Source organism: Parasediminibacterium sp. HNIBRBA5674 (genome assembly GCF_056745525.1).
This window is the reverse complement of record NZ_JBQWIE010000008.1, coordinates 16728-28693: the sequence shown is the minus strand read 5'-3', so window position 1 is coordinate 28693 and position 11966 is coordinate 16728. Positions and strand designations below refer to the sequence as shown.

Genomic DNA, 11966 nt, shown 5'->3' with positions numbered 1-11966 from the left:
TTTTAATAATGCCATCTTACAAAAGCTTCAATGCCTGCATATTTTGTAAGGCCTAATTGTGCATAAAAATCAGCTGTATTCGCATTTCTTTCTTCAGCTCTTTGCCAAAACTCTCGTGTGTCTGTACCTTGAAATGGCACCATATCTTTTTGAGATTGATGGATAAAAATACCAAAGCGTTTCTTCATTACTTGGTCAGGACTCATGGCTATTGCCATTTCTATTTCATCTATTTGCCACTCTTGCCAAGCGCCTTTGTACAACCACACCCAACAATCATCTATCCAAGGTTCCTTGGCAGCTTTTAAGCGTCGCATACTTTCAAACACGATTTCTAAACATACTTTGTGCGTACCGTGTGGGTCGGCCAAATCGCCTGCACAATAAATTTGATGCGGTTGTATTTTGCGTAGCAGTTCCATTGTAATCTCAATATCTGCTTCACCCATTGGTTTTTTTTCTATAGTACCTGTTTCGTAAAATGGTAAGTTTAAAAAATGCGCTCTATTATCTGAAAGACCCACATATCTGCAAGTCGCTTTTGCTTCGCATACTCTTATCAAACCCTTGATGGCTCTAATTTCTGGGCTATCTACAGCGTTTAAACCTTTGGTAGATAAATAGGTTCTTGCAGCAGTTAAAATTTCTTGGCTTTTGTTGCTGTCAATACCAAAAAGATGTTCAAAGCCTACGGCAAAATCTAAAAAGCGTGTTACAAATTCATCTGTAACCGCAATATTGCCACTTGTTTGATAGCCTACGTGTACTTCATGCCCTTGATCTTGCAAGCGCATAAAAGTGCCGCCCATGCTAATGATGTCATCATCAGGATGGGGCGAGAAAATTAGGCAACGTTTTGGGTGTGGTGAACTTCTTTCAGGGTGTGCCGGAATAACTGCATTTGGCTTGCCACCTGGCCAGCCAGTTATACTATCTCGCAACATATAATATACTTGCAGGTTTATCTCGTAAGCGTCGTTTTTCTCTACTAACAAATCGCTTAAGCCATTCTCATTATAATCGTGCGGTGTGAGGCTTAGTACGGGTTTTTGCAGTTTTAGCGACATGTTTACCACGGCTCTTTTTATCATTTTGTCTGTCCACTCACATTCACCTGTAAGCCATGGCGATTTAATGCGGGTTAAATCACTAGCAGCCATTTCATCAACTACAAAAACACAATCGTTGTGCTGCTGTAAAATGCTGGCTGGTATTTGCTCAGTTACATTACCTTCTACCGCTTTAGCTACAATGGGCGCTTTATTGCCCCAAGCTAAAAGCACTACTTTTTTGGCCTTTAAGATCGTACTAATACCCATCGTAATAGCTAGGCGAGGTACTTGCGAAATACCCTGAAAATCTCTAGAATTGGCCATTCTAGTAGAATTATCTAGCGTTACCAATCTTGTTTTCGAGAAGATGCTACTGCCAGGCTCGTTAAAACCAATGTGACCATTGTTGCCTATGCCAAGTATTTGTAAGTCAATACCGCCCAATGCATCTATTAATTGCTCGTATTTCTGGCATTGTTTTTTTATATCTTCTTTGGCAATTTCGCCATTGGGTAAGTGAATATTTGATGGTAATATATCTACATGATTAAACAAGTGACGATGCATAAAAGACCAGTAACTCTGTATTGCTTCGTGCGCTAATGGGTAATATTCGTCAAGATTAAAAGTGATAACGTTTTTAAAACTTAGTCCTTCATCTTTATGAAGCCTTACAAGTTCTGCATATAGCGTGATAGGGGTAGAGCCTGTTGCTAATCCTAATACACAATCTTCCTTTTTTGCCTGCTTTTCTTTTATAAGTGCTGCAATTTCTTGTGCTACAAAGGCCGCACCTTGTGCGGGTGTAGTAAAAATTTTTACAGGAATTTTTTCAAAACTGTCAAGTAGGTCAATATTCTTTTGTAAAGGCATAATAGTTGCATTATTTTGCAATGTAAATATAGTTATTTGCGGTATAATGCAGTTAATTGATTGTAAATTTCAATCAAACTGTTTAAGATTCTTATTAAAATATTGATTTGATTGCGGAAAATTGCCTGTAACATAATTACTTTTTGGTTATATTTTGTTCCCTAGAGTGTAGGCAAGGTAGCAACACTTGTTATTTTATTCCCTAGAGTGTAGGCAAGGTAGCAACACTTGTTATTTTATTCCCTAGAGTGTAGGCAAGGTAGCAATACTTGTTATTTTGTTCCCTAGAAGGTAGGCAAGGTAGCAATACTTGTTATTTTGTTCCCTAGAAGGTAGGCAAGGTAGCAACACTTGTTATTTTATTCCCTAGAGTGTAGGCAAGCTAGTAACACTTGTTATTTTGTTCCCTAGAGTGTAGGCAAGCTAGCAACACTTGTTATTTTGTTCCCTAGAGTGTAGGCAAGGTAGCAATACTTGTGATTTTGTTGGCTAGAAGTTAGGCAAGCTAGTGGTATAGCTTTAAATAGTTGATGTGTAAAATCGGTAGCTGTTATTAAAAAGGATTTACGTAAAAATGAGTAAGCGAAATGCAGAACTAGTGCTATAGTTAAGATAGTATTTATGTTAAATGAAGAAAGTTTTTTTACATTTACCGCTATGCAAATTCATCAAGCGGTAAGCTATGTTTTAAGTTAGGTAAAAATCGTAGATGTGATAATGGATATTGTAATTTGTGCCTTTAATTGTGGGGTTAACTTTAACTTTTAGTAATGAAATATTATCTTATTTCTGGCGAAGCAAGTGGTGATTTACATGGTAGTAATTTAATTAAACAATTGTTGCTGCTAGATGCAAATACTAATATGCGTTGCTGGGGCGGCGATTTAATGCAGCAGGCTGGTGCCACCTTAGTAAAGCATTACCGTGACCTTGCTTTTATGGGTTTTGCAGAAGTGATAAAAAATTTACCTACCATTCTTAAAAATATTAGTTTCTGTAAAAAAGACATACTTGCATTTAAACCAGATGTTTTAATACTAATAGATTATCCTGGCTTTAACCTACGTATAGCAGAATGGGCTAAGCGGCAAGGTATAAAAGTGGTATATTATATATCGCCACAAGTATGGGCTTGGAAAGCCAATAGGGTAAAAAAAATGAAGCAATGCATAGATAAAATGCTAGTGATTTTGCCATTTGAAAAAACATACTTTAAAGAGGTTTGGCAATGGGATGTTGAATATGTAGGGCACCCTTTGGTAGAAGTAATTAGTAATTACAAGTTGCAGGTTGCAGGTTACAAGTTAGAAGATTCAAGTAGTAACCAGCAACCAGTAACCAGTAACCAACCTATCATTGCTTTATTGCCGGGCAGCCGCAAGCAAGAAATAGCCAAAAAGTTACCTGTAATGCTTGCGGTAGCCAAACATTTTCAAGACCACCAATTTGTAATTGCAGAAGCACCGGGCTTAGAAGCGGCATTTTACCAATCGTTTTACGCAGAAGCTGGTATTACAGATAATGTTACCACATCTAACAATAAAACCTACGCTTTATTATCAAAAGCAGCGGCAGCGCTTGTTACAAGTGGTACTGCTACTTTAGAAACTGCCTTGTTTGGTGTGCCTGAAGTGGTATGTTATAAGGGTAGTAATATTAGCTATCAAATAGGTAAGCGACTTATAAAAATTAAGTTTATAAGCCTTGTAAATTTAATTATGGATAAGTTGGTGGTAAAAGAGTTAATACAAGATGAGATGAACGCTAACAACCTAATTTTAGAGCTTGAGGATTTGTTGCTAAATAAACAACGTAAACAACAAATTGCAGCAGACTACAAAGCGCTGAAAAACATTTTATCGCAAGGTGGTAATGCTTCTGAGAAAGCGGCTAAAAGTATTTATGAATTTCTTGTCTGAACCTTGACCCGATAGCTATCGGGTTAGAATGATTTTAAGGATTTTGATGATTACCCTTTAGTACATGAATTCTGTTAATCATTCTGTTAATCATCTTAATCCAAAAAATCTAGGTTCAGACAATTGATAGTTATTTTACCAAGTTGAAATACGGCGTTAAGTAATGTTTTGGATAATCTTCAAAGTCTGCAGCAAACACAAATTCATCGTGTAAGTTTTCGAAATTTATTTTAGGGAACACCTTTTTAATTTTATCGTACAATGGTGTTTTTACTTCAATATTGCCTGATAATTCTACCGTTGTTTCGTCAGTAGGTAGATTGTATTGCTGCAACACATTTAGCATAAAGTACAAAGCATCTTCAGGTGCATTTTGCTCATAGGTTTGTACTAATAACAGCTTCTCGTTGTGCACTAAAGCTATCGTCATTTCTTTGTTGTAAAACTGTACTTTAAGCAATGTATGGTTGTATGGTCTGCTAGGCGATAACACATCTTCAATAATATAGCTAAATGTGTGACGTGTTGTAATCATCATCAAGTTGCTATTAACAGTATCACTTAAGGCACGTCTTATTTTGTAAGCCACTACAACTGAAGGCGTCACTTTTACTTCGTCGTATTTTAATACATGATTGCTAGTATCGCCATGCATTAATTGCAGGTAACCTTCTGCCGCTTCTGGGCTAAATTTATTAAACGGAACAATAACCGTTTCAGGCAAATTATAAAATACTCTTGTATCAATATAGCCTCTATCTAGTATGCGAGATTTAGAGCGAATGGCTTGAAAGATATCGTACCAATTTTCTTCGTTGCTGTTAAAATGAAACACTTCTATGGCACCAAAAGTGCTGTTGGCGCTCATTTTTACAATGCAGGCTACATGGTGTAAACCTACTTCTATAAATAATTGATCACTATTAAAAGGGCTTTGAGAGGCGATGTCACCATACAAACCAACCACTTTCTTTGCCATATCGTCTAAGAGTTTATGTGCAATGATAAAAAAAAAATAACAGTTTACCGAAAGCAATTGCAGTTTGTGTAAAGCCTAGCTTTGCTGCCACTTATGAGTTCGCCTTCTGCACCTTTAAATTTACAAGTAAATATAAGCTATCAGCAAATACTTAACATTGCTTTGCCTATTTCTGCGTCTATTGTAGTGCCGCAAATAAACTTTATTACCAACAATATTTTTTTGGGTGGCTTAAGTACACAAGCTTTGGCTTTGGGTGGTATTACTGGTGTGTATTATTTGGTATTTGCTGTTATTGGCAATGGGTTTAATAGTGGTTTACAATCGTTAATTGCTAGGCGTGCTGGCGAAAGTAAGTTCGATGAAATTGGTAGCTTATTTGCCCAAGGTGTGCGCATTGCTATTGTAATGAGTTTGTTTGGTATGTTAATGACCTGGTTTGTAGCACCTGCTATTTTGGGCTGGGCCATGAAAGATGCAAGCAATGTAACAATGGCTGTTAACTTCTTGAATATTAGAGTATTAGGGCTGCCTTTTTTGTATTTGTACCAGTTGAGAAATGCCTTGTTGGTAGGTACTAATCAAAGCAAATTTCTAGTAATAGGTACTGCTACAGAGGCAGTTACCAATGTTTTCTTCGATTATGGTTTTATCTATGGCAAGTTTGGCTTACCGCAATTGGGTTTTAATGGTGCAGCTTATGCATCTATTATTGCTGAGGTCGCTGGCTTAGTAAGTATATTTTTTGTGGTAAGGAATAATGATGTTATCAAACAATTGCATTTATTTAAAAACTTTGCCTTCAATTTTATTAACACCAAACTCATTTTAAAGCAATCATTACCATTGGTTTTGCAGTTTGCAATAAGCATTATTAGTTGGGAATTTTTCTACATTTTGATAGAGCATCATGGTAGTAAAGACTTGGCTATTTCTAATACTATGCGCAATATTTTTGGCTTCTTCGGTTGTTTTACTTGGGCATTTGCAGCTACCACTACTACTATGGTAAGTAATGTAATAGGGCAGGGCTTGCAACATAGAGTGATAGAATTATTGCATAAAATATTACATCTGTCAGTGGGCTTTGCCGTTGCGGTTTGCATCTTTTTAAATCTATTTCCAAGCCTATTTTTATCAATGTATGGCCAAGGTGATGATTTTATTCAGTCTGCCATACCTGTGCTTAGAGTTGTGTCTACTGCATTGGTAATCATGAGTGTATCTGTGGTTTGGTTAAATGCTTTAGTAGGTATGGGCAAAACGCAACTGAACTTATTTATAGAAATGGCTGCTATTATTTTTTATTGCTTGTACGTATATTTTGTGTTAGAAAAATGGAATTTATCTATTATGTATGGCTGGGCAAGTGAGTGGTTTTATTGGATAATTATGCTGATACCGGCCTATTTTTATATTAAAGTAGGGAAGTGGAAGACTAAACAAATGATTGTAGAATAAACTGTTCGCTATTATTTTGTTTCAATTATTTATTCTAAAAAAATTGTGTGACCAAAACAACCACCGTATCGGTAATTATTACAGTGTATAACACGTCTATTGATTTGGTAACAAGAGCTATAGATTCAGTCATTAACCAAAGTTTCCAAGATTTTGAAATTATTGTGGTAGATGATGGTAGTAGCAATGATGTGTATAATCAATTATTAGATTATGTAAAGGAAAGAGAACATAAAATTACCTATATACGTCATCGAAATTGTGGCCAATCTCTATCTATAAACAGAGGCATTTTAAATAGTAATGGAAAATATATCGCCATTTTAGATTCTGATGATGAATACAAGCCTCACCATTTAAGCAAATGCTTAGAACAAATGCACTTTGCGGATCTGATTGCGTCCACCACCACTACTATCGTTGGTCATCATGATGATTATTATGTACCAGATAGATTGGATAACAAAAAAATGGTGCATGTTGATGATTGTATATTATTGGCTACGCTTTTTGGTAAAAAGGAAGTGTTTGATATGCTTAAATTTACAGACATGTATGCTGCTGATGCACATTTTTTTGAGCAAGCTTCTTTATTTTTTAGAGTTAAAAAAGTATCGCTTGGTAGCTATATTTATTATCGCAATAGAGCAGATAGTATTTGCTCTACTTTGAAAACAAAGCAAGTGTTAAACCATGTTTAGCGAAGCGGTAGCATTTCCATTTAAAGCTGGCGAACCACTGGTTATGACGTGCCATTTCACAGGCATTTATGATGTAAATAGAAGTACCACACTACTAGACGATGATTTTTCATTGTTAGCCGATTGGGCTAATTCGCTTCAAAGCCATCATGTAAATGGTATTATCTTTCATAATAATTTTAGCGATGCTACTTGCTTAAAATACCAGCATTCACAATTACATTTTATCAGAGTTACACATGATGTTGCGTTTAGCCCTAATGTGTATCGATACATTGTATACCGAGAATTATTAAAGCAATATGCGTCTAAAATTTCGCAATTATTTATAACAGATGCTACTGATGTAGTAATGCTTAAAAATCCATTTATAGATGCTTTTTTTACCTCAAATAATAACAAGCTTTTTTGTGGTGATGAACCAGAAATATTAGACAATGAATGGATATTCCATCATTCACAAACGTTGCGAGAAAAAGTAGAGGATTATGCAGATTATGAGGTCCAATTTAAAGATAGTACCTTATTAAATTGTGGTATTATTGGCGGTAATATATTGGTAATGAAAGTTTTTTTAGAAAAATTGGCATGTGTTCACGAGCAATATAACCGAAACAATACTTCGCTATACACTGGCGATATGGGCGCATTTAACTATTTAGTTCGTACTGTTTTTAATACTTATTTGCTGCACGGTATACCTGTAAACACGGTCTTCAAACAATACGAAAAAGATAGAATTGATTGCTGGTTTTGCCACAAATGAAGCGAAAAATTATCCCCTAGCACCAAATAGCAAACTGCCAATACGTACCATATTACTTCCTGAAGCAATCGCTAATTTATAATCACCACTCATGCCCATACTGAGTGTTTGTAGTTTAAAGTTTGGGGTTTCTATTTTAGAATACTTGGTATAAATGCTCTGTAGATATTTAAATTCTGATGCGACTTTATTTTCATCATCACTAAAACTTGCCATGCCCATCAGGCCCACAATTTTTACATGATTTAAGTTGGGTAATTCATTAATTATTGCTTCAATTTCTGCTTCATCAAGGCCAAATTTACTTTCTTCTTGTGCAATGTAAACTTGTAGTAAACAATTGATTATCAAGTTATTTTTGCCAGCTTGCTTGTCTATCTCTTTTAATAGCTTTAAACTATCTACCCCATGAATGAGGTGTACATATGGTACAATGTATTTTACCTTATTAGTTTGTAAATGGCCAATGAAATGCCATTTAATATCTTTGGGTAATTGGGGTACTTTTTCTATAAATTCTTGTACATAGTTCTCGCCAAAATCACGCTGTCCTAGGTTGTACAATGCTTCAATATCACTAGCAGGTTTTGTTTTGCTTACTGCTACCAAAGTGGTTTTACTTTGTTCTAATTCTTCTATAATTGATTGATAAACAGTTGTATTAATTGGCATCTTCTAATTTTTCAGGGTAATCATTTCAATCATTTAATCAGCGGTCAGCACATCCATACACTTTTTTAAACTTATCTGCCAGTCTACCATTGCTACACCAAAATCTGACACAATAGATGTTTTATCTAATACAGAATAGGCTGGTCGTTTGGCAGGTGTAGGGTAGGCGCTAGTAGGTATGGCAGATACATGACAGTTTAAGCCTGCATTTGTTTTAATAGCTGCTGCAAAATCGTACCAAGAAATGACACCATCATTACTGTAATGATAGTAACCGTAATGCTCGTTGCCTTTTTCAAGTTCTGTAACAATGGTTATTAATGCATTGGCTAAATCAGCAGCGTAAGTAGGCGAACCAATTTGGTCACCAACTACATTTAAGTTGTCTCTTTCCTTCATCAATCGCAACATGGTTTTTACAAAATTGGCACCATGTACACTGTACACCCATGACGTTCTCACCACAATAGTTTGTGGATTATTAGCAAAAGCAAGGTCTTCACCAATGGCTTTTGTTTCACCATAATAGTTAAGCGGTTGCTTTGGTTGATTAGGTAAATAAGGCGAAGTGCCATTACCATCAAACACATAATCTGTAGAAATGGTAATCAGTTTACAATTCACAGCAGCACATTCTTTAGCAATTACACCTACGCTTGCCGCATTAATATTGTAACATAATTCTCTTTCTGTTTCGGCTTTATCTACGGCTGTATAAGCACCGCAACTAATAAAATATTGTGGTTGATGCTTTGTAAAAAAACTTGGTATTGAAGCTGGATTACTTAAATCGAGTTCTTCTCTGTCTACAAAAACAAAGTTGAATTGCTCGGCAAATTGTGGCGCTAGTTGCGAAAGTTCCCAACCAAGCTGTCCATTTTTTCCTGTGATGATGATAAGTGGCTTTTCCATGGCACGAATTAAAAACAATTGCATGAATTACACGAATTAGATTTGTACACGAATTCTATAATAGTGTGCCAATTTGAGTAATTTGTGTAATTCGCCTAATTCGTGATTACAAGCTCCAATAATGCCTAGATGTAATGGTATTTCTATAAATGCCTTTAAGGTCGGCAATAATTGCATGTGGTTTTGTGATAGAAGCAAAATAAGCATCGTCTAGGCTTTTGTAACTATCATGCGGCACTATCACAATCACAGCATCATAATCGTTACTAATTTGCTCTGTTAATGCAATACCATATTCATGTTCTAGTTCTTTGCTATCAGCATAAGCATCGGTTACATCAACACTAAGGTGAAAATTGGTTAAGTCTTCAATTATCTTAAATACTTTACTGTTTCTAATATCGCTCACATTCTCTTTAAATGTTGCGCCCATAATCAACACTTTGGCTGCCTTAACTTGGCTTGAATGTAAAATAATATGCTGAATAATCTTATTGGCAATATGGTTACTCATACTGTCATTTATCAATCTACCTGCAGATATTACTTGTGGTTTATAGCCAAGTTTTTCAGCTTTGTAAGTTAAATAATGCGGATCTACACTGATGCAATGCCCACCAACTAAACCTGGCTGAAATTTTAAGAAATTCCACTTGGTGGCGGCAGCTTCAAGCACATCGTAAGTGTTGATGTGCATCTTATCAAAAATGATAGACAACTCGTTTACAAAAGCAATATTTAAATCACGTTGTGTGTTTTCAATAATCTTGGCTGCCTCTGCTACTTTAATGCTAGTAGCTTGATGTAAACCAGCTTTTACCACCAAGCCATACACATTGGCAATGGTTTCTAATGCTTCTTCATCGCAGCCTGCCACTACTTTTACGATGTTTTCAAAACTGCGTGTTTTATCACCTGGGTTTATGCGTTCAGGTGAATAGCCTAACTTAAAATCAATACCAACTTTTAAACCGCTAATACTTTCAATGATTGGCAAACAATCTTCTTCTGTACAGCCTGGATACACGGTAGATTCAAACACCACATAGTCACCCATTTTAAGCACTTTACCAATGGTGGTAGAAGCTGCTTGTAGGTAACTTAAATCGGGTAAATGATCTTTTGTAACTGGTGTAGGTACTGCTACGATGTAAAAACTCGCCTGTTGTAATATATCAAGCGAGCTAGTAAAAGTGATGTCGCAACCTTCAAAACCCGTAGGAGCAATTTCTTTGCTTGGGTCAACATGTTGTTGTAATAATGCAATTCTATCAGAATTGGTGTCAAAGCCAATAACAGATAGTTTTTTAGCAAATGCCAATGCTACAGGCAAGCCTACATAGCCCAAACCAATCACAGCTATTTTCTCTTGTTTATTTAGTAAGGCTGATAGTTGCATTGGTATAATATTAAGACCTGTCAGGTTTTCAAAACCTGACAGGTCTACATAATTTTAATTCGCATTCACGTAATTCAATACTTCGGTAGTAATTAATTCCAATTGTTCTTGCTCAAGTTCTGTATGCATTGGTAAAGAAATCACACGCTCTGTTAACCAATCGGTTATTGGTAAATCCATGTTTTCTAAATCAAATGAGGCAAACATTTTTTGCTTATGGCCTGGCACAGGATAGTAAATCATAGAAGGAATTTTCTTCTCAGCCAAGTAAGTATTTAAACCATCACGATTTACGCCATTTAATACCAAAGTATATTGATGAAAAACATGGTTTGAATATGCAGCTACAGAAGGTGTGGTAATTTTTGGATTGTTTGCAAATGCCTTTGTATAAAAATCTGCCGCAGCATTACGAGCAGCTATATAGTTATCAAGCTCACCTAATTTAATATTTAAAATAGCCGCTTGAATAGCATCTAGTCTAGAGTTACAACCAACCACATCATGGTAGTAGCGCACAACCTGACCATGATTAGCAATCATTTTCATTTTATCTGCTAAAGCATCGTCGTTGGTAAATATAGCACCACCATCACCAAAAGCACCTAAGTTTTTACTTGGGTAAAATGAGGTACAACCAATATGACCAATGCTACCTGTTTTCTTCACAGTACCATCGCTAAACGTATAATCACAGCCAATGGCTTGTGCATTATCTTCAATTACAAATAAGTTGTGTTCTTTAGCAATAGCCATAATTGCTTCCATTGGCGCAGCATGACCATACAAATGCACTGGTACAATAGCTTTTGTTTTTGGTGTAATGGCTTTACGTACAGATTCTGGATCTATGCAAAACGTCTCTTTATCAACTTCTACAAATACTGGTGTTAGTTTTAATAAAGCCACCACTTCAGTTGTAGCGATGTAAGTAAATGAAGGCGTAATGACTTCATCACCAGATTGCAAGCCCAAAGCCATCATGGCTATTTGTAATGCATCTGTACCATTGGCACAAGGTATGGTGTGTTTACTGCCTATATAGTCATTTAACGAACTGGTAAAAGTTGCCACTGCTTTACCACCAATATAAGCTGCACTGTCAAGCACTTCGTGTATAGCTGCGTCTACTTCAGTTTTTATTTTAAGATACTGAGTTTTAGTATCTACCATTTGAATTGGCTTCATATCTACTATGTATAAGGCGGCAAAACTACGGGAAAATGTTGTAG

Annotated in this window: 10 protein-coding genes; 4 read left to right on the top strand and 6 right to left on the bottom strand. The window is 35.9% G+C overall.

Features of this window, described 5'->3' with window-relative positions; all coding sequences use genetic code 11:
- Nucleotides 1–2: 2 nt before the first annotated feature.
- Nucleotides 3–1925, bottom strand: coding sequence for a glucosamine-6-phosphate deaminase (nagB, locus tag ACT9TX_RS05685; RefSeq protein WP_481337266.1), 1923 nt, complete (start codon nucleotides 1923–1925; stop codon nucleotides 3–5).
- A 770-nt stretch (nucleotides 1926–2695) separates the two neighbouring features.
- On the opposite strand from nagB, the gene lpxB reads away from it, so the two are divergent.
- The gene (gene lpxB / locus ACT9TX_RS05680) at nucleotides 2696–3844 is read left to right on the top strand and encodes a lipid-A-disaccharide synthase (RefSeq protein WP_481337265.1); all 1149 of its coding nucleotides are present in this window, start codon (nucleotides 2696–2698) and stop codon (nucleotides 3842–3844) included.
- A 130-nt stretch (nucleotides 3845–3974) separates the two neighbouring features.
- On the opposite strand, the gene ACT9TX_RS05675 is transcribed toward lpxB, so the two are convergent.
- Nucleotides 3975–4823 carry a DUF3822 family protein gene (locus ACT9TX_RS05675; protein ID WP_481337264.1) on the bottom strand — a complete coding sequence of 283 codons (849 nt, stop codon included), beginning with the start codon at nucleotides 4821–4823 and terminating at the stop codon, nucleotides 3975–3977.
- Between the two features lie 93 nt (nucleotides 4824–4916).
- Between ACT9TX_RS05675 and ACT9TX_RS05670 the strand changes: the two genes are divergently transcribed.
- Genes ACT9TX_RS05670 through ACT9TX_RS05660 form a run of 3 tightly spaced genes read left to right on the top strand, consistent with a single transcriptional unit; the run spans nucleotide 4917 to nucleotide 7751 of the window.
- Nucleotides 4917–6284, top strand: coding sequence for an MATE family efflux transporter (locus ACT9TX_RS05670; protein WP_481337263.1), 1368 nt, complete (start codon nucleotides 4917–4919; stop codon nucleotides 6282–6284).
- 47 nt (nucleotides 6285–6331) lie between these two features.
- Nucleotides 6332–6985: a glycosyltransferase family 2 protein gene (locus ACT9TX_RS05665; protein ID WP_481337262.1), complete on the top strand. Its 654-nt coding sequence runs from the start codon at nucleotides 6332–6334 to the stop codon at nucleotides 6983–6985.
- A complete protein-coding gene (locus ACT9TX_RS05660; RefSeq protein ID WP_481337261.1) occupies nucleotides 6978–7751 on the top strand; it encodes a hypothetical protein in 774 nt (257 codons plus the stop codon). Before ACT9TX_RS05665 ends, ACT9TX_RS05660 begins: the two co-directional genes overlap by 8 nt.
- 9 nt (nucleotides 7752–7760) lie before the next feature.
- Here ACT9TX_RS05660 and ACT9TX_RS05655 read toward each other — a convergent pair whose 3' ends face one another.
- The 4 genes from ACT9TX_RS05655 to ACT9TX_RS05640 all read right to left on the bottom strand — a co-directional run bounded on the left by ACT9TX_RS05655 (nucleotide 7761) and on the right by ACT9TX_RS05640 (nucleotide 11922).
- The gene (locus ACT9TX_RS05655) at nucleotides 7761–8423 is read right to left on the bottom strand and encodes a YggS family pyridoxal phosphate-dependent enzyme (protein WP_481337260.1); all 663 of its coding nucleotides are present in this window, start codon (nucleotides 8421–8423) and stop codon (nucleotides 7761–7763) included.
- 33 nt (nucleotides 8424–8456) lie between these two features.
- Nucleotides 8457–9335 (bottom strand): dTDP-4-dehydrorhamnose reductase, encoded by an 879-nt coding sequence (gene rfbD / locus ACT9TX_RS05650; protein WP_481337259.1) that lies wholly within the window; start codon nucleotides 9333–9335, stop codon nucleotides 8457–8459.
- A 106-nt stretch (nucleotides 9336–9441) separates the two neighbouring features.
- Nucleotides 9442–10734 (bottom strand): nucleotide sugar dehydrogenase, encoded by a 1293-nt coding sequence (locus ACT9TX_RS05645; protein ID WP_481337258.1) that lies wholly within the window; start codon nucleotides 10732–10734, stop codon nucleotides 9442–9444.
- Nucleotides 10735–10788: 54 nt separating this feature from the next.
- Nucleotides 10789–11922: a DegT/DnrJ/EryC1/StrS family aminotransferase gene (locus ACT9TX_RS05640; RefSeq protein ID WP_481337257.1), complete on the bottom strand. Its 1134-nt coding sequence runs from the start codon at nucleotides 11920–11922 to the stop codon at nucleotides 10789–10791.
- Nucleotides 11923–11966: the final 44 nt, after the last annotated feature.